This is a genomic window from Edaphobacter sp. FHG110511_03 (assembly GCF_059115365.1).
The window spans coordinates 1,887,584-1,907,690 of sequence record NZ_JBZYWL010000001.1; the positions used below are offsets into that span (position 1 = coordinate 1,887,584).

General features: G+C 54.7%; 10 protein-coding genes. 7 read left to right on the top strand and 3 right to left on the bottom strand.

All coding sequences use genetic code 11. From position 1 onward, the window contains the following. The 3 genes from AC5S26_RS07660 to AC5S26_RS07670 all read left to right on the top strand — a co-directional run bounded on the left by AC5S26_RS07660 (position 1) and on the right by AC5S26_RS07670 (position 8,805). Complete coding sequence (locus AC5S26_RS07660; RefSeq protein ID WP_494184255.1) at positions 1–1,248, top strand: M20 family metallo-hydrolase; 1,248 nt, start codon at positions 1–3, stop codon at positions 1,246–1,248. 444 nt (positions 1,249–1,692) lie between these two features. Continuing rightward, the gene (locus AC5S26_RS07665) at positions 1,693–4,764 is read left to right on the top strand and encodes a TonB-dependent receptor (protein ID WP_494184256.1); all 3,072 of its coding nucleotides are present in this window, start codon (positions 1,693–1,695) and stop codon (positions 4,762–4,764) included. 582 nt (positions 4,765–5,346) lie between these two features. Next, positions 5,347–8,805 carry a carboxypeptidase-like regulatory domain-containing protein gene (locus tag AC5S26_RS07670; RefSeq protein ID WP_494184257.1) on the top strand — a complete coding sequence of 1,153 codons (3,459 nt, stop codon included), beginning with the start codon at positions 5,347–5,349 and terminating at the stop codon, positions 8,803–8,805. Between the two features lie 134 nt (positions 8,806–8,939). Here the strand turns inward: AC5S26_RS07670 and AC5S26_RS07675 are convergent, their stop codons facing one another. From AC5S26_RS07675 to AC5S26_RS07685, 3 genes are all read right to left on the bottom strand, one after another. Continuing rightward, positions 8,940–9,392 (bottom strand): VOC family protein, encoded by a 453-nt coding sequence (locus AC5S26_RS07675; RefSeq protein ID WP_494184258.1) that lies wholly within the window; start codon positions 9,390–9,392, stop codon positions 8,940–8,942. Between the two features lie 285 nt (positions 9,393–9,677). After that, entirely contained in the window at positions 9,678–12,722 is a 3,045-nt protein-coding gene (locus AC5S26_RS07680) for a TonB-dependent receptor (RefSeq protein WP_494184259.1), read from the bottom strand. Between the two features lie 85 nt (positions 12,723–12,807). Next, entirely contained in the window at positions 12,808–14,274 is a 1,467-nt protein-coding gene (locus AC5S26_RS07685; RefSeq protein ID WP_494184260.1) for a YncE family protein, read from the bottom strand. An 83-nt stretch (positions 14,275–14,357) separates the two neighbouring features. Between AC5S26_RS07685 and AC5S26_RS07690 the strand changes: the two genes are divergently transcribed. The 4 genes from AC5S26_RS07690 (at position 14,358) to AC5S26_RS07705 (ending at position 19,560) form a co-directional block, all read left to right on the top strand. After that, positions 14,358–14,543, top strand: a complete 186-nt coding sequence (locus tag AC5S26_RS07690) for a hypothetical protein (protein ID WP_494184261.1) — start codon at positions 14,358–14,360, stop codon at positions 14,541–14,543. Between the two features lie 373 nt (positions 14,544–14,916). Continuing rightward, positions 14,917–15,423: a hypothetical protein gene (locus AC5S26_RS07695; protein WP_494184262.1), complete on the top strand. Its 507-nt coding sequence runs from the start codon at positions 14,917–14,919 to the stop codon at positions 15,421–15,423. A 35-nt stretch (positions 15,424–15,458) separates the two neighbouring features. Then, positions 15,459–18,458, top strand: a complete 3,000-nt coding sequence (locus AC5S26_RS07700; protein WP_494184263.1) for a TonB-dependent receptor — start codon at positions 15,459–15,461, stop codon at positions 18,456–18,458. Between the two features lie 85 nt (positions 18,459–18,543). Beyond that, the gene (locus AC5S26_RS07705; RefSeq protein WP_494184264.1) at positions 18,544–19,560 is read left to right on the top strand and encodes an outer membrane protein assembly factor BamB family protein; all 1,017 of its coding nucleotides are present in this window, start codon (positions 18,544–18,546) and stop codon (positions 19,558–19,560) included. The last annotated feature ends 547 nt before the right edge of the window (positions 19,561–20,107 follow it).

Here is a 20,107-nt window from a genome sequence, read left to right on the forward strand (position 1 = left end):
ATGCATATTCACGTTGATCAAGCGCGCATCACGCAAGAAATCGAAGCCCTCGCGGCCATCTCCGAGGTTGAGCCTCCCGCAGTCACGCGAATCGTCTTTAGCGAGCAGGATCTACGCGCGCGGAAATGGTTGAACGAGCGGTTAAGCGAAGCAGGTCTCGCTGTTCGAGTGGATGCGGTCGGGAATACCTTCGCCCAATGGGAAGGATCGCGCCCCGACTTGCCTGCCGTGGCCACAGGGTCCCATATCGATGCGATCCCGTACGCAGGTAAATTCGACGGGGTCGTAGGCGTTCTCGGCGGACTTGAAGCCATTCGATCTCTCAAAGCAAGCGGGTTTCGACCCATTCGCTCGATCGAGCTGATCCACTTCACCTCGGAAGAGCCCACACGTTTTGGAGTAGGCTGCCTCGGGAGTCGCCTCCTGTCTGGAACTCTCTCATCCGAAGCAGACATTCATCTGCGTGATCCTGATGGAAAGACCTTGCAGACGGTACGTACAGCGGCTGGTTTCTCCGGCGATCTGGCGTCGGTTCGTCTGCCCACCGGCTTCTACTCAGCGTTCGTCGAGCTACACATCGAGCAAGGCCCAATCCTTGAACGAGAGAAGACCACAATCGGGGTCGTAACCGAGATCGCCGCCCCCGCAAGCTTCCGTATAACTCTGGAAGGTCAGGGTGGTCATGCCGGAGCCACGCTCATGCCGGGAAGGCGTGATGCTCTCTGTGCCGCGTCGGAGTTGACTCTTGCTATCGAGCAGCTTGCTCAAAGTTCTGGAGCTATCGACACCGTAGCCACAGTCGGAACGTGTGAAGTCTATCCCGGGGCCATCAACAGTATCCCCAGCCGAGTGAAACTAGGCGTCGATCTGCGGGATATCGACGGTAACCGACGCGACCGTATCCTCGAAGAAATCAGGCATGTAGCGAACGACATCACACGCCGAAGACAAGTTGAAATTCAGTTTGAGATGCTTAACGCAGACGCTCCAGCAACTTCCTCGCCTCGTGTACTGAAGGCGATTCGCGCGGCAGGTGAAAAGACCTCGGTCAGTTTGCGAGAACTCGTTAGCCGTGCCTACCATGATTCCCTCTTCATGTCGCGAATTGCTCCAACAGCCATGATCTTTATTCCATGTCGTGACGGCATAAGCCATCGCCCGGACGAGTTCGCCGCCATCTCCGACATAGCTGCAGGCGTAGAGGTCCTGGCACGAGCGGTGGCTGACTTATCCCGCGAAGGTGACTGACCGCGGAGCGCTGTATCTCAGCGGCTGAAGCCATGGTGCAAGCAGGGCACCGCCGAGATTCTTCGGCTTTGCTCAGGACAGGCTCTGAAGCTGTGTCCTTATTTGATTCAAACTATAGCCCGGGAAGTAAATATACTTCGCAACCGTTGAGAATTCATGGTATTGTTCACTTCATTATTTCGCCCGAAATGTTTTGATTCAACACTGAGCGACGCAGTATCTGGTGTAGCTCCGGGGCTTGCATCGAATCGTACTTGCACGGATTGAGCGAGCACTTTGTTGCGCGAGTTGGGAGCCGGAGGAGAGCCGGCCCGACCGATTGCATGTTCGACTGCAAATAGAAGAAACACAAACGAATCTCAGGGCCTTTCGATACCTACAGTAAAACGGTCTCTTGCTTCACAGGGCAAGCTTTACGAACTGTTTTTCTTTGGAGGTAGTGAGATGCGTAAAACAATAGGTTTCCTATGCTGTCTGGCGGCAGGCATGGCGATGGTGTCATCTCTGAGCGGGTGGGCGCAGGTGCAAAGCACAACAGGAACGATTCAGGGGGAGGTGTCGGATCGATCCGGAGGAGTGGTTCCTGACGCATTGATTGAGGTAAGGAGCCTGGATACAAATGCAACCCGCACTGCCAGGTCGGACGGCAATGGAAGTTTTTCGTTTCTATCGATGCAGACGGGCAACTATGAACTTTCGGTAAGCAAGCCGGGTTATGCCACAACGGTGCAGAAGAATATTGTGCTCACGGTCGGCCAGGCGATCTCACTGAAGATCCCGCTAACGATCTCTGCCGTGGCGGAGACGATCGTTGTGAATGCTGTGCCGCAACTGGAGACAACGACGGTCTCGTCGGCTTCCACACTGAATGAGATAACGATCGCGACGACGCCGGTTTTGGGCCGCAAGTTTGAAGACATGCTGACGCTGACGCCAGGCGTAAGCATCTCGCAGGGGCCGGATGGAGATGAGATCAACATCAACGGTCAACGGGGCATTTTCAATAACATCAGCCTGGATGGCGGCGACTATAACAACGGATTCTTTGGCGAGCAGATGGGTGGCCAACGCGCGGCAATCGACATTACTCTTGAAGCCGTTAAGGAGTTTCAGGTCGTCGCGAGCGGTGCAAATGCAGAGTTCGGACGTACCGCAGGGGGCGTTGTGAACGTGATCACAAAGTCAGGGACAAACAGTCTGCATGGAAGCTTGTTTGAGTATCAGCGGCTGCAGGCATTGTCTGCAAACACCTCCAATGGCTTGCCGTTGGAGGGCTTTAGGCGAGAGCAGTTTGGAGGCAGCATCGGCGGTGCGATTGTGAAGAATAAGCTGTTCTTCCTCGCAGCGAGCGAGGGTATCAACGAGAACCTGACGCGCCCCAATTTGAGCGCGGTCATAGGGACGCCTTGCAGTGTGACGAACCCGGTGTTTCGCAGCAATATTACAGATGCACAGATCGATGCGAGTGGCGACTGCCAGCGTCAGACACTCCTGAATTTTTATAGGACGAACTTCAACCAGGAGGAAGGGTTGCAGGTAGACCGCAAGATCAACAACGTCTCGGTGTTTGGGCGGGTCGACTACAACCTGAATGCGAAAAATTTGATGTACGGCTCTTATACCTTCGACCGGTCGCGAAATCCAAACCAGACCTTCGACGTGGCTACGTATGGAAATTCCGCGAATGGGATTGAAGGGCCATCGAAGATTCAGACCGTCAACTATAACTGGATCGCTACAATCTCGGCGGAGAGGTTGAATGAAGCCCACTATACGTATGCCAGAGAGCCTCGACCGCGCTTTCCGATCGCCCCCACGGCCATGGGAGATACGGGGATAGGATTTGCGCCGTCTTTCCGCTTTGGGCAACCATTTTTTCTCGGAGCAAATGCTTCCGAAGTCTTCACGCGCTCCGACGTGAAGGACAACTTTACCCTTGTACAAGGACGACACACGATAAAATTCGGCGGCGAGTATCTGCATAGCAGGAATGTGCAGGTCTTTCCTGGATTTTTCAATGGTCGCTTTATCTTCGGGAGTGTAACCGGATTTCTGCATTATGCGTCGCCCGCATCCTTGGGAAATGGATATGGACCGAACACGGTACAGTGCCCGAATGGCACTTACAGCTCTACGGTTCCCTGCGTGGGTACCGGCAGCAGTCCGTTATTGCTGTACCTGCAGAATGGACCGACGAAGGCGGGCGAGACCAACGAGGAGGCTGGTTACTCAAACATTGTGAACGATGAGTACTCATTGTTTGCGCAGGATACATGGAAGCTGACGCAACGATTTACCTTGAACTACGGTTTGCGATGGGAGTCGCAGCTATTCCCGAACCCGGTGACCCCGCCGGCACTGACAGCCTATGGGCAGTATCTGAATAACCCCGCATTTCCTTCCGACGGCTACCTTCGAAATCAGACAAAGCTGTTTCAGCCTAGAGTGGGGTTTGCCTGGGATTTAACTGGCAATGGCACCTCTGTATTTCGAGCGAGTTGGGGAATCTTCAATGCCCGGCAGAACATGTTGACGCAGGTGGGAGCGATTACGACGAATGGAGTGCAGAACCAGCAGATCACCCAGTTCGCCGGTGTTAATCCGACCTATCCCAACATCCTGCCGCTGCCCCCGCAGACGGGGTTTCCCCCGGGAATTGGCGTCACCGTCTTCGACCGGAACTATTCGAACCCGCGCATCTACACGACCAACGTGGGCTACCAGCAGCAATTGTTTGGCGACCTTGTGGGCTATCTCGATTTCACACTTTCCAAGGGCGTTTATCTAACGCGGTTTCTCAATCCCAATGTTGGATCGACGGTGGTGATTCCTCAGAACGCAGATACGGTGAGCTATGCCGGACCGCCGCCCTTTCCCAATCTTGGCGCAGTTACGAACACAATCAGCAATGCAAAGTCTCTCTACAGGGGTTTCACTGTTGGTTTCAGGAAGCGGATGACCCATCACTTTTTGTTCGATGGAAACTACGTGTACTCGGTCGACAAAGACGATGACTCAAATGAGCGCGATCCGTTTACCTTCCGCTACGGGAACCTCTACAACCTGAAGGCTGAATATTCGAACTCGGATCGCGACGAACGACACAAGTTCAACTTCTACCTGGTGAGTGATGGCCTGCCCTGGGGGTTTACCGGAAATATTCGAATGCAAGCTCACTCGGCACAACCTATTACCGACAACGTGAACGGCACTGGGACAGGTGCCCCGTGTAGCCCCGATAACTCGATTACCCGCTTCGTGAACGGGATCGATTGCGGTCGCAACCATCTTCGGAAGAATAACGAGTATTTCACTTTGGATTTTGGAATCGCGCGGCCATTTCGCTTCCACGACCGGTTCGAGCTTATTCCCAAAGCGGAGCTCTTCAACACGTTCAACAATGCGAATAATGTCAACCCGTTGACGGCTCCAGCGCTGTTCGATTTCAACGGCTTCCTTCGCGTCGGCGTAGGTGATCCCCTCCAGGCGCAGTTGTCGCTCCGGTTTACGTTCTGATAGCGGAAGAAAGCCGCCCTGGTGGGTGCGCGCTTTTCTTTGGCTGTGATCGATGAGCGGTGGCTTTCAGAGTCGATTCCGTGACCATACGAGCCACGCCAGTTGCGTCGGCGTATAGGCGTCACGAACTCCGTAAGTTGACATCGATCAAGCACATCGTTACATTGGCTTCTGGCCTCAATAAGCGTGCCGGATAGACGACGAAATACAAGATTCAGGATTTTTTGCTTTTCCTTCCGAGATGACCTACCGGGTTTTATATCTGGTCATAGTTCTTAGTTTGACGTCTGGGAGGGGTAATGAATTGTCCGCTTCGTCTTCGTATCTGCTTGTTCACGGGCGTACGTCTATCTCTTTTCTGCTCCACACCTAGCTCGGCATCTGCTCTGAATGTTGAGTGATCTTCCTCATTGGGTTTCCATTCTTTCGCAAAAGAAGCTGAAGGAAAGCCACGCGAGTACGTACTGATCACTGCGGATGATTGTGTGATTCCACACCTTGTGCCTGCACGACAGGACTTGGTCACTGATAACGAAATAGAAAAACAATCTGGGTAGCTGCAACACTCTTTGGAGGTCAGTATTGAATATCAGACGTTTTCACATCTTTGCGATGTTGGCGTACGCGTGTGTTCTGTTCTTCACCGCTTTGAACGCAGGTGCTCAGGACACCTCGTCGCTCACCGGCACGGTCACAGACTCCTCCGGAGCGGTGGTACCGAAGGCTAAAATCACGCTCGGCAATAACGCCACGCGTTCGGAACTGCACATTACCGCCGACGACAGCGGCAACTACAACATCACCAATCTTCCCTCTGGCAGCTACAATGTGCACGTCGAGGCGCAAGGCTTCCAGGCCACGACTCTTAACGATGTGCGTGTCGATCCGAACATCGGTCGACGTGTCGACGTCACGATGAAGATCGGAGATACCACCACCTCCATCACCGTTGAAGCCAATGCGAACACCGTACAGACGGAGAGCGGAGCGGTCGGTCAGCTCATTACGCAGGAGCAGGTTAAGAACATCCAGCTTAACGGGCGTAATCCGATCTACCTCTCGCAACTCGAGCCCGGCGTGGTTCGCAGCAACTCCATGGCCGCCTTCTCCTTCGGCCTCGACAATGGCATCAACGTCAATGGTGCCCGCTCGCAGGAGAGCCTCATCACCTTCGATGGTGTCCCGATGGTGCGTACGCGCTCCAACGGCACAAGCGTCGGTGTTGCCGACGTCGATTCCACCTCGCAGGTACAGGTCCTGACCACCAGCTATCCTGCCGAGTACGGCCGCACCTCCGGCGGCCAGATTCGCATGGTCCCCAAGAGTGGCACCTCAGAGTTCCACGGAAGCGCCTTCGAGTACATCCGCAACAACGCCCTGAACGCCAACACCTGGAGTCGCAACTTAAATGGCCTGCCGCGCGGAGCCTTTCGTTTCAACCAATTCGGCTGGAACGTGAACGGCCCGGTCTTCTTCGGCGGCTTTAATAAGAATCACGACAAGCTATTCTTTCTGGTCGGACAGGAGTGGATCAAGTACAACCACGACGACACGGCAGGGTCCAGTGCCACGTCAAGCGGCGCAAATAAGGTACCCACCCTGCGCATGCGTCAAGGTGACTTCGGCGAACTGCTGGGTCCGAACATCTTCTATGGCGCGCCGGTGCAGCTTGTGGATCCGAAAACTGGTGCGGAATATCCAGGCAACGTTATTCCTAAATCGCAGCTCAGCCCCAATGGTGTCGGTCTGCTTAATGCGTATCCGGATCCAAATCTTACCGGAAATCCTTCCGGCAACTGGACGGACACCGCGCTCTACACCGAGAGTCAACGTAAGGACTCCGTCACTGTCGACTTCGTGCCTACCGACAAGCATCACTTCCGGTTCAGCATGCTGAACTACAACTACAACAGCGTCAGCCCGCACTACGGCAACTTCAACCTTACGCCTCAGGTCTGGTCTCGCCCCAACCAGATCGGTGTCGTGCACTGGACCTGGACGATCAGTCCGACAATCGTCAACGATGTCTATGTCTCGGGCGCCGCTGATCACGTCACCATCGGCATCGATACCTCGAGCGGTCTCTATGACCGCACGAAGTACGGTATCAACTATCCCTACCTTTACGATGGCGCCGAGAAGGTGCTTCCCAATAAGATTCCCACCATTCAGATCGCCAACTTCACCACTCTCGACGGCGGACCTTATCCCTCGCACTCCGGCGGTATCGTCTATGACCTCGGCGACAGTGTTACTAAGGTCTGGGGTAACCACACCCTCAAGTTCGGCGGCCTTTGGGAGTATTCCGGCGAGAACAACTTCGACCAGATCAACGTCTCCAGCACGATTCCCGGATCGACCAATAATCAAAACGGCTTCTTCGTCTTCTCCGACGCTCGCGGCGGATCCAATGCAGCGCCCGTTCCTACTACCAACGTCGCCGCCGCCAATGCAGCGGTCGGCCTCTTCGATACCTACGCCGAGATCGGCACCCGCTCCTACACCCTGTTCCGCAGCAACATGTTTGAAGGCTTCGCACAGGATCAGTGGCGCGTGAACTCCAAGCTCGTTCTGGAATATGGCGCACGCTACAGCGTCAATACGCCCTATTACGCCATATGGGGTAACCAATCGTTCTTCAACCCGACCTACTACAACCCGACGGCAGCCCCCCAGGTGAATCCAACCACCGGATTCACCACCGGCGGCACGCCGCTTAATGGTGTCGTTATACCCGGCAACGGCTTTCCCAGTGTGGCGCAGGGACATGTTCCTGCTGCCATCCTTTCCAACGGATACGCCGCGAACTTCCACGACCTGCCTCGTGGGTATCATCCTACGATCTGGACTGACATCCAACCCCGGTTCGGCTTTGCCTACCAGATTCAGCCGGGTACGGTCATTCGCGGCGGCGCAGGACGCTACGTTCAGCGCCTCGGCATCAGCGACAACGTGCAGGTCGGAGGCAACGCGCCGTTCCAACCCTCCTCGACGGTTACCCGCGGCAATGTAGACACCCCAGGCGGTGTAGGAACCAATGCATCGCCTCTTAACTTCACCTCGCATCAGTACAACTACCCCAGTCCAAACGCCTTCGGCTGGAATCTGACCGTCGAACAGGAGTTCAAGAACGTCGGCATCTTCACCCTCGGCTACGTCGGCCGCAGGGGAGTTCACCTGGAACAGCTTGCCAACATCAACCAGCTCCAGCCAGGAACGATCCAGGCAAATCCGAATGTACAGGCACCGGACTACCTCCGTCCCTACAAGGGCTACTCCACCATCACGGAATCGGAGAATCAGGGAGCGTCCATGTACCACTCCCTGCAGGCCAACTTCAAACGCCGCCTCACCAAGGGGCTGCTCTTCGGTGCGGCTTACACCTGGTCCAAGAGCCTGGACTTCGGCTCCTCCAACGGCACCAACCTGCCCAACGCGTACGACAGGTCGAACTTCTACGGTCCGAGCGACTTCGACACACGTCACGTGCTGGTGCTTAACTACGTCTGGGAGATTCCATTCGCAACGCACTCAACCAACTTCATCGAACGGACGACGCTCGGCAACTGGCAGTTCTCTGGAACCATCCAGGGACAGACTGGCACCCCTCAGACAGTCTCGCAGAACAATGACCGCGCCGGCGTCGGTCCCGGTTCGGGCAACCAGCTCTGGGTTGTCTCATCGAATCCAAAGCTGCCTCACCAGTTCTCCGGCTATAACAACAGCAATCAGTGGTTCGATACGAGTGTCTGGTCTCCGGCTCCTTCCGGAACCTTCGCTCCTCGCGGAATGCGTGGACTCATCTATGGTCCCGGCTTCCAGAGCTTCTCGGCAGCATTGCAGAAGGGCTTCCACGTCGTGCCTAGCCACGAGAACCATCAGCTGATCTTCAAAGCTGAGGCTTTCAACTACACCAACCATCCCAACCTCGATAACCCCGACATGGGACCCACCGATGGCAACTTCGGCAAGGTCACCGGCAAGGGCAATACCTATGGCTCAGAACGGCAGTTCCAGTTCAGCCTTCGCTATGCCTTCTAGGGACGGTTCATCCCTTAGGAAAAGAGCCCGGTCATTTGACCGGGCTCTTTTGCCTCTGTCCTGGATTGCTACCGAGAAACCGGCTCCCCAAGATCGATCTGGCTCAACTTTCCATTAGCCTCGGCCCATCGTGCTCAATTGAGTTCCTGGGCGAGTCCGATGAGAAGCCCCTCAGGCCCGCGGATGTAGCAAAGCCGATACGAGTCCTGATACCGGACTACTTCGCCTACGAGCTGTGCGCCGCGCTTGCGAAGCCTGCCAAGCGTCTCGTCGATGTCGTCCACGGCGAACATGACGCGGAGGTAGCCTAGAGCATTCACTGGAGCGTTGCGGTGATCCGCGACGACAGGCGGCGTGAGGAAGCGGGAGAGCTCGAGACGGCTGTGGCCGTCAGGCGTGCGCATCATCGCAATCTCGACGCGCTGGTCGGCAAATCCGGTGACACGCCCTGCCCATTCTCCTTCGATCGTGGCCCGTCCTTCGAGCTCAAGGCCAAGCTCTCGAAAGAAATCAATTGCCCCTCCGAGGTCATCGACGACGATTCCTACGTTATCCATCCGTTTGAGCGCCATCCGTCGACTGTACAAGATGTCGCCTGGATGCAACAACGGACGCTTTCCAACGCCGAAGCACGAGCCGTGCAGAGGCTGCCAGATTGTTCCCGAACAGCCCTTAATTGAAAATCAACTGCGGACTGAAAGAGTTATGTGTTCGGGACGAGGTGTAAGAGACCGATTTGTTGAGATAGCGCAGCTTTGCGCGCCTAAATCATTCTGACTTCGTAGTGTGTCAATCTGCATTGAAATGGCTGCAGAATAAGAACTGGCGCCCCGATTGAATCGAGGCGCCCGGATCGGCTCTAATGCATGTGCTCAGTAATTGATGCGCAAGCCAAACTCCAGGACACGTGGTGTACCGGTGCCTACAAGGCCTGCAGAGTTGATGGTTGATGTGATCGTACCGAAGCTGGCGGGTACGGTGAGCGACCTGGAACCATCTTTGGCGGTGGTGACAATCAAGGAGCTTGCTGGTTGTCCATATTGTGCGCGGTTGAAGATGTTGAATGCCTCGGCCCGGAAACTCACGCTATTGCGTTCAGTGATACGGAAGTTTTTCTCGATCGCTGAATCGTTCTGCCAGAGCGCAGGACCAGTGAGGAGGTTCTTGCGTGCGTTCCCCCAGACCCCGGTTGCGGGGAGATGAAACGCAGCAGGATTGATCCAATGCGAGATGCTGCGGCCGGGCAGATAGAGCGGGACGCCAGGAACCCGGTCAGGGCGTTGTCCTACGTTATTGCCATCGACCAGTTCCTTGGCGTCGCGGCTCAACGTTACATTAACCGGCAAGCCAGCTCTTGCACTCAGCAGGGAGTTCAGAGACCATCCGCCTGCGAGAAGATTGATCGCATGGCTGTTGTTGAAATACTTTTTGCCCCGGCCAAACGGCAGCTCATAGACGATGCTGAAGGTACCACTGTGACGCGAGTCGAAATCACTACTGGCATAGTCGCAACGGAAGCAAGCAAGATTCTGGGCGGAATCAGCATCGCCTGCTCCGACGGATCCGTCATTGAGTGCGTGGGAATACATGTAATTGCCTCCGAGAAAGAGGCCATTGTGAAAGCGGCGCGTCACGCTGGTGACGACAGAATTGAAGCTTGACATGCCTTCGTTGTATTTTGTGTCGATCTGACTAGGGTACTGAGGCAGGGGGCGTTTCGTCGTGACGGGATCGATCAGGTTGGTATAGCTACGTCGGAAGAGGTGAAGTCCATGGGAGCCAAGATACGTGACGGTGAGGATGGTCTGGCCGGGAAGGGCTTGCTGAGTGGAAGCTGTCCACTGCTCGACGTATGAATCCGGATGATTGCGTGCCATCGAACGAGGAGTGAGCGCCAGGCCTGTGGACGGAGTGAGGGCAGGATCAACAGGGTAAGAATATTGAACGAAGCTGCCGTCCGACTGGCGGCCGCTCGTGAGAAGCGTGGAGGGCTCAGTGTTGACGACGGGGCTGTCTTCATCACCGAGTTGCACTTCGCCGTGGAAGGTGCCGAAGCCGGCACGGAAGACGGTATTGCCTCCAAGCGACTCGGGCGCATAGGCGACGGACACACGGGGGTCGAAGCTTAGATAGTTGGGATGATAAAAATCGGTTCCCATGCCGCAATAACCACCGCAGTCGGCGATGTCGAATGGGTTGGCACTGTTGTGAATTTCGTGGAACGGAGCAAAGTAGTTGTAGCGAAGGCCATAGTTGATCGTGAGATTTTTTGATGCCTTCCATTCGTCCTGGGCATATCCAGCGACCTGATATTTACGCATGCCTTTGTCCGGAAGAGCAGCCGTCGTTTGAAATGTGTTCAGTTGATTGGCGAGGAATGCCGAAGGGCTGAGGAAGTTGGCTGTGCCGTCAACGGAGTTCTGCTCGTTGAACCAGGGAAATTTGAGTTCAGCGCCGAACTTAAGAGTGTGATAGCCCCGCGTCCAGGTGACCGTGTCATTGAGTGATTCAGACTGGCCTACCTGCTCTTTGGTATAGTCTTCGGCCAGAGTCGCGAAGCCTGTGATCGAAAAATTAAAGGGAAGCCCCGTCTTCTGAAACTGCAGGAACGTATTTCGATTGAAACCGAATTGTGTCTCGTTGATCAGATGTGGATTGAAGATGTGGGTCTCTTCGAGAACGAAGTTCTGCACCCGTGAGGTAACGGTGATACCTTGCGCGAGAGCATTGAGTGCGCTTGTGGATATGCCGTCATCGATGTTGTACCGTGCATAGGCGGAATCATCTTGAGAGAATCGATGATCGATCCGGCCTGTTCCCGCATTCTCGGTATTGGGGCTTGGTACTATGCCAGTGAACAAGTCCGTGTTGGCATCGGATGTGTGGGCCTGCCCCACAGGAAACGCATTGACGATGGAGGCCAGCGAGGGCTGTGCCGCCGCTACCTGGTTGCGGAACGCTTGGCTCGGAACGAAACCGCTCGAAGGAACTCCGCCTAGTTGTTGTCGAAAACCTTCATAATTCGCAAAGAAGAACGTGCGGTCTTTTACGATAGGGCCATCGAGACTTCCTCCGAACTGATTCAGCTGGAACACTGGGCGCTTGCTGCTGTTTTTTATTGGGCTTAGTGCATCGAAATAGTTGTTGCGCAAGTAATCGAAGACGCTGCCGTGAAATGCGTTTGTGCCTGTCTTCGAGATGAGGCTCACTTGTCCTCCAGCGGACCCGCCAGTATCCGCGGTGTATGCGCCTGCATTCACTTTGAACTCTGCAATAGCTTCCGTCGAAAACTGGAGGCGAAGCGCCGATTTGAGGGAAGCATGAAAGACGCCGCTGGCATCCACACCGTCGAGGCGGAAGTTGTTGTCGTCAGTGCCATTTCCCGCGAAACGAATGCTCGATTGGGCTCCGAATCCGGAATCGATCGCCCCCGGCGCGAGCAGCTCAAGATTGGTAATGTTACGTCCGTTCAGGGGGATCTTAGAGATCTGAACCGATTGGATCGTGCCGCCGACGGTGGCGTCACTCTTGTTTAGCTGAGCGCCTTCTGTGTCAGCCTCAACGCCGATAGTCTGCGATATGGCGCCAACGGTAAGTTTGGCGTTTATAGTGCGAACGTCGCCCGAGTGGAGGTCTACATCGCCGACCCTCACCTCGCGGAAACCGTCTCGTGAAAAGATAATGCTGAAACGTCCAATGGGCAGAGATGAAACGACGTACTGGCCGTGGGTGTCGGTTTGAATCATGCGGACCTGGTTGGTCCCTTCCTGGGTCACCGTTACCAGTGTTCCCATAACTACCGCTCCCGAAGAGTCGGTCACTGTTCCATTGAGTTCAGTGCGGTCGATTTGCGACCACGATACAGATGGGAAGAGAAGTCCAAGACATAACAACGTATATCGGAATTTTCGTTTCATAGAGAACCTCCGTCGTTCGATAAAAGGGCATACTCGACCGTCGGCGCCAGCGTGGCTGGCGCCGCGGCGTACATTAGTCACGTTGTTAGTTCTTCGCGAACAGGGCATTTCCATCGGGGATCTTTGCTGCGATCTCCCGCCGAATGGCATCTGCCTTGTTTGCCGCATCAGCTTCACTCGTTGCGTCGGTGCAGGCGATCTCCATCACAAGAATTCCGATCTGCCGATGGTGAGCGTCGAACAGGAACATCTTCATGTTGTAGAACTGGCCATCGTCGATCTTGGGGCCGTATATCTTGCCGTCCTTGACTGCAGCGAAATCACTCTTGGAAGTAGGAATACCGATGCGGGTCGCATTGCCGTTAGCGATAATCACCATCTTGTCGGCTCCCGGAGGTATCGCATGAAGTCCGAGCTTGCGCAAAAGCGGATGGGCGGACAACGTCTCAAGAGCAATCTGCTGCGCGCGAGGAGCATTTACAGAGAGCTGTTCTTCTGTGATCTGGGGCTTCGTTTGCGTTACATTGGTGGGACGGTAGGCGAGGATGCGGCTCACTTGGCCGTCCTGCTTCGGAGCTGCGACGAGGAGTATGCCTAACTGAGGAACGAGCCTAGCTGTCTTGGCTCCAGCGCTCGTCCGTACGCTACCGAGGCTTACGTAATGCTCCAGGTCCTTCTGCTCGAAGACATCGATCTCACCGTTCGCTGCGGCATAGATACGCTTGGTTCCCGCGTCGTAGATAAGATCGTCGATACCGGTGGCGATGGGAAGGGCCTGTAATTCTTTGCCGGTATTCGTATCTAGGACAACGATTTGGCCGCTCCTGCAACCAATGAACAGCCTCTGCCGCTGTTCGTCCAACGCCATAGCGACATTCTGTCTGCCAAGAGTGATCGGCCAGTTCGCAATCTCATGGTTGCGAAATCGGTCGATGACAACAACATGATTCGTGGCCTTATCGTTCAGATAGATATGAGGGCGATAGTTATCCAGGGCCATGGCCTCCAAAGTGTCCCCGTCTATCTTCATCTCGGTTTGCTTGGAGTTGTTCGCGGTGTCAATGACGCTCAACATAGAATATTTTTGGCCGATGTCACCTCCACCGTTATCAACATAAAGATATTTACGGGAGATATCGAAGCCGATTGCATCGGCGTCCTTGAGAAGAGGGATCTTCGCTAACGGGCTGTAGTCCTCTCCGTCGAAGATGCGGACCGAACCATCGACACCGTCCGTAACGTACAGCTGGTTCGTGTCGGCGCGGTAGAAGAGCGCATGCGGGCGGCCAATATTGTCAATTTTATGAAGGAGCTTCCCGTTCTCCGCGTCGAGGACAAGGACGGCCTTATAGTCTTCAGGGGTCACGAAGATGCGGTTTCGCTTAAGGTCGACTTCGATGTGATCGAAGTTGCCAGTGATGTCTGATGCCAACTGGAAGGTTTTCGTGAGCTCCAATGGCGCCGTTGCTGCCGTTTGGCAAATGACGGAGGGAGAGAAGCAGAGAGCCATCCCCAGGGGAAGGCCGAAGAGGGATTTATAGGGTGATTTCAAAGCGAGGTAGACGCTTCCTCTCATCAGGGATAGGGCAAGCGTAGGTCATCGTCCGCTTAAAAACGTGACAAGGCGAAAAATGATTGAAAAAACTTGATTCAGAGAATCTTCAGAATTGGCGCGGCTTTTGTAGCCTTGCACCTCGTAACACGATGAAGCTTAACCCAAGCTTAAGCTTTGCCGAAGCTGATAGTGCATCGAAGCTGCTTCGTGGTGGAAGCTCCGCCGCCAATTTGATTGGCGTGAAGGGGTTGCCGCCTGCTTTGTGAAAAATCATGACGAACACTGTGAAACGTGTGTAACCGCGCGTCTTTCTAAGGCTGCGCTAAGGTTCATTGGCTTGACTGTAGCCACCGACGCCGTTCCAAGTAGCCCATAGTCGCCCTCCACGCGATCGTCAAGGAGGAGGGGTTATTGAATGGGACGTCTGCGGCAAGGCCTTGGCCGATGACAAATGACGCAAGACAGAACGACCGTTTCTCCTTTTTCATTCGCCTCTTCGGCGTACGTATTGTGCTCTGTCCACGAGGACAGGCCTCCGCCGGCACAGCGATGAGAGACTCCCGCGTGCCACGGGACGATGCGCACCAGCACCGAGCACAAACAACTAAATCCCTTCGCCAAACTCAACAGGAGCCCATCGTGTTTCGACGCATTTCGCACTGCATCCTCCCATGTCTACTTTCTCTCGGCCTGAGCACGAGCTCTGCCTACGGGCAAAAATCTCAGCCTTCGTCCGAGTACGTTCATGTCGATGCGCCGTTTGCGCAGTCGCTCGTCGACAAAGAAATGGTTAATCACAGCGATATCGGCAAGCTGGGGATTCACGCGATTCCACCTGGGGCAACCGATAACGTCATCATCGCCTGCAATATCCGCTCTAAGAACGGAAAGAAGTCGTCTGCAGCCGACTTGGAGAAACTTGCCGCTGGCAAATCTGAAGCAGCACGAATCGACAACGAGAAGATCTTTGACCTCCTTCTCCCGATGACGGACGCGCATGGCGGCGACTTGAAGGGAGGTTTCGTGGTGATGGAAGTCCCTTTCTCGAAAGCTACCACTGAAGCCGAGGCGCTAAAGATCGGCATGGTAGTCCGAGATGAGCTTCAAGCCCAGATTCCCAGTAGAGCTGCTCTGTACCAACCCTAGAGAACCGGCCAACAACCGGAAGAAAGAAGATCGCGATGAAAAAGCTTTTCTTGTTACTTCTTTTCGTAGTAATCCCGATGATGGCCCAGACGGACCGCGGAACCCTTACAGGGATTGTGACTGATCCGACCGGCGGAAGAGTGGTCGGAGCCAAGGTTTCGGTGAAGTCCAACTCCACGGAGTTGGAGCGTAATGCGACGACGAACGGATCTGGTGCATATACGGTGACTTCGTTGTCGACCGGTATTTATCAAATTAAGATCGAAGCGCCCGGTTTCTCGAAGCTCGTTTTGACCGATGTAACTTTGGACGTAGGCCAGATCCGTACCATGGATGCCTCGCTCTCGGTGTCGGGTGAAGCAACACAGGTAGAGGTCACCGACGCTGGGTTGTCAAAATCGTCTGTGGAGATTGGTGGTGTCGTCCATGGTCGACAGGCCCAGGACCTGCCCCTCAATGGTCGTAGCTATGTCGGACTGGTTTCTCTTGTGCCCGGAGTGATCGACTCAGGCACCGGAACGCAGCAGGATGTACGATTCGCGGGCCTTTCTGATGAAGATAATACGTGGCACTTGGATGGCGTCGACAACTCGGGAATCAATCATCAGTATCAGAAGGTAGACTTGCACCTTCAGGTCTCTACTGAAGCGATCGCAGAGTTTCGTGCGAATGGCGTAGCGTACAGCGCTGACCAGGGTGGCAGCGTCGGTGGTCAGATTGAGGTGGTCTCCAAGACGGGGGGCGACATGTATCACGGTGCTGCCTGGGAGTTCATCCGAAACGATGTGTTCGATGCGAAGCCATGGGGTTTTCGAACTGCACTTCCGGCACTTCGTCTGAACAATTTCGGCGCAAACATTGGAGGGCCGATCATCAAGAAGAAGCTGTTCTTCTTCGCGAACTATGAGGCGTTACGCCAGAGCATCAACACGGCACTCACCGGCCAGGTCCCCACCGTGGCGTTCCGTAATCAGGTCGCTGCCCAACAACCCGTTCTTGCGCCCCTGATCAACGCATATCCAATTGGGCAAGTTCCAATCGACAGCATCAGTGATGAGTGGTTTGGCAGCGGGCCGAACGTGACTCATGAGGATTCGGGATTGATTCGCGCTGACTACCATGTTAACGATCGGATGAACGCCTTCGTCCGATTCAACACCGACCACTACACGCAGACGGCACCTGACAGTTTCAATCCCTCAACGGCCTTCAATAATCTGAACACCCCAAATGCCACAGTCGGAGTTCAGAACACGTTCTCGTCAAATGTCTTCAATGACGCGCGTTTCGGATTCGACCGAGCGGAGTTTTCTCAGGGCCAGAACACGCCATTCCCATTCGCGTTGCAGATCGCGCCATTTGGGACCATCGATTCGCCCAGTGGCTCGATCCGTAACGATAACTCCTTCACGGGGCTCGACGACATCACCTTTGTTCACGGTGTGCACAACATCAAAGCTGGCCTGACTGTTCGCCGAGTTCAGGAGAACAAGGCATCGCCGAATACTCCGGCAGAGACCATCGGCTACCTTAGCCCAACGACATTTTTGCAGAACCTGATCGATTCTGACAGCTACGCGGGCGCGGTTCCAGTAACAGGCCAGCGATTGACGGAGTATTTCGCATATGTGATGGATCAGTTCAAGCTGGGATCTACACTCAACTTCAACCTAGGTGTCCGCTATGAAAACTTCGGTGTTGATCACGAAGTTTTGAATAGATTCCTCAACGCAGATCCCATCAACTGTCCCGGCGTGATCTGCGCCCCTAACATTCCGTGGTATTACCGAAGCAACTTGCTCTTTTCTCCTCGCGTTGGCGTTATCTGGTCTCCTGCTCAGTTTGGAGGGAAGCTCGCGATACGATCCGGCTTCGGAATCTATAACGGCTTCGGCCAGTTTGGTGGTCTGGGGCAGCCTATTGGCAATTTGGCAACGAAGTACACTCTCAACCAAACGCAGGCCCCAGGCTTCGGATATCCCGTGCCTCCAGACCTTGGCGTGGCCACCCTCAGCAATGCGCCCGCTGCCGCGTCAATCCATCGAAAGATGACAAACATCTATGAGTGGACCCTGTCGGTTCAACAGGAGATCGCAAAGCAAACGACGTGGCAGGTCGCATACTTCGGAACACGTGGAGCTCATCTCTTCTCGAGTATCACTGTAAACGGTATCGACCCTGCCACTGGGAAGCGCCCCTATGCGGGTTTCTCGACCATGGGCTACCAGAACAGCTCCAACGATGCGTATACACATGCATTTCAGACAAGCATCCAGCGCAGCTTCAATACGGGATTGATGTTGTCTGCAAATTACGAATGGTCGCACTCTATAAACACCGGCGGTGTTGGTGGTGGTGAGGCGGACACCCCCCAGAACAGCAACTGTATTCCTTGTGAGCGTGGACCTAGCGATCAGGACGTTCGTCACTACTTTAGAGCAAGTACGATCTATCAGCTGCCATTTGGTCGTGGACGTCAGTTCCTGAGCAATTCGCCCCGACTGGCAAATTTCTTCCTGGGAGGCTGGCAGCTCGCAGGAATTGCATCGGCGCGCACTGGCCTTCCGCTCAATGTCACGATGAGCCGTTCAGCGAACGCACTGCCCGACCAGATCAACAAAGGACAGCGTCCCGATCGGGTTCCTGGAGTGCCGCTCTATCCGGACCATCAAACCCCTTCGAATTGGATTAATTTGGCTGCATTTGCAACACCAGCGAATGGTGCATGGGGCAATCTTGGGCGCAATGCGGTACGGGCTCCCGGACTCTGGCAGATTGATCCGGCACTTAGCAAGAGGTTCTCAATTACTGAGCGTGTTGGTGCGAACTTCCGCGCGGAGGCATTCAACATCCTGAACAGAGCGCAGTACGGGAAACCTGGAGTCAGCTGGGCGCCACCAACTGGGACGCCTGGTTCTCCAAAATACTCTCCAAATCCGAATAACTTCGGTGTCATCACTAGCGCGTTCAGCACGAATGCTACCGGAAGTGGAACCCCACGTGAGTTGCAGTTCAGTTTGAAGGTGGACTTCTAAGAGGTGTCGGGGGGCCGACCTGCCCCCGTTTCTCATGCCGCAACGTAGTATTCGATTCAGACAATTTGAACTTAAGGACAATGCTATGAAGCAATTTGCGCAGTTTGTCGTGACCGTGTCACTTCTCGGAGCCTGCATCTCGGCACAAGCGTCGGACTATAAGGTTCAGACGCGTTACCCGATCTCAGGAACCGATGGTTGGGACTACATCACCGTAGACAGTGTTGGGCGCCGTATTTATGTATCTCACGCTGTGAGAGTCAATGTTCTTGATGTCGATACGGGCTCCGCCGTGGGGACTATCGAAGACACACCAGGAGTGCATGGAATTGCTATAGCACCGAACCTGAAGCATGGCTTCACAAGTAATGGTAAGGAAGACAAGGTCACAATGTTCGACACGGGGACTTTGGCGGTCATTAAGAAGATCGAGGTCGGCAAAGGCCCCGATGGGATCTACTTCGATCCAGGTTCACAACGGGTCTTCACCAACAACCATAAATCGCACGACATCACCGCCATCGATGCAACAAATGGAACTGTCGTTGGGACTGTGAATGTTGGCGGAAATGGCGAGGGAGCAGCGACTGGCAAAGACGGCCTCGTCTATGTGGCTCTTGAAGACAAGGATGAAGTTGCGGCCTTCGACCCGAAATCGTTGGAGGTGAAGCGCCACCTACCACTCAGCGGGATTAAGGCTCCAACGGGACTCGCCGTCGACGTCAAAAACGACCGGATCTTTGTCGGTGGCCACAGCAAGATGATGGCGGTCCTGGATGGTTCCACGGGAAAGCAGATCACTTCCGTGCCCACAGGTAGTGGCACGGATGCAGCGGGCTTCGATGCGAAGAACCACTTGATCTTCTTCTCGAATGGGGAGGGAAACCTGACTGTCATCGAGCAGAAGGGCCCGAATGAGTACATTGCTCGTGAGCCTGTGGTTACACAGGCGAGTGCCAAGACGATGGCATTCGACAAAAAGACAGAGAAGATATTTCTCCCTGCAGCCAGGGTGGTGATGACGCCTGGGCCAGACGCATCACAAAAGCCAACAAAGACAATCACTGAAGGCACTTTCTGCGTTTTGGTTGTGGGCAAGTAGCAGGTGGGGACGCTGGATCGGATGAGAAAAGGGACGGAAACCCCTTCGACGCGACGCGTGTTCTTGCGCGCTTCCGGTAGGGCGGTAGCAACAGCAGTGTCGCTGCCGCCGTTCCTTCTAGACGGACAGGAAGCCTTTGGCGATACGTCCCCGTCAGTGTCCCTTATGACCCAGCTAAGCGTTTACATGAGTACCGGCAAAGAGCAACCTTTACCAGCTCCGGTGGCAGAACAAGCGAAGCTTCATGTCTTAGATACGTTTGGAGCGATGATCTCCGGCATTACCTTACCGCCAGCCAAAGTAGTGGCAGATTTGCCAAAACCCATGCGAGCGAACAGACGGCAACCGTCCTTGGGACGCGACTGCTCCGTGGTCACATCAAAGCGGCATTTGTAAACGGAATGTTTGTACCCAAACGTGTCGATGCAGTGCGTGGGATTGTCCTAAACCCGATGAGCGGAGAAGAGGTCATCGCAAAGTTTAGAGACCTCACGAAGGCAGCTATTTCTCCCACAGCAGTAAAGAGCGTTGCACCCAATAAGTTGAT

What these genes read in the sequence shown, in the direction of transcription:
- AC5S26_RS07660 (WP_494184255.1), top strand. Translation starts at nt 1, where the DNA reads ATGCATATTCACGTTGATCAAGCGCGCATCACGCAAGAAATCGAAGCC.
- AC5S26_RS07665 (WP_494184256.1), top strand. Translation starts at nt 1,693, where the DNA reads ATGCGTAAAACAATAGGTTTCCTATGCTGTCTGGCGGCAGGCATGGCG.
- AC5S26_RS07680 (WP_494184259.1), bottom strand. Translation starts at nt 12,722, where the DNA reads ATGAAACGAAAATTCCGATATACGTTGTTATGTCTTGGACTTCTCTTC.
- AC5S26_RS07700 (WP_494184263.1), top strand. Translation starts at nt 15,459, where the DNA reads ATGAAAAAGCTTTTCTTGTTACTTCTTTTCGTAGTAATCCCGATGATG.
- AC5S26_RS07705 (WP_494184264.1), top strand. Translation starts at nt 18,544, where the DNA reads ATGAAGCAATTTGCGCAGTTTGTCGTGACCGTGTCACTTCTCGGAGCC.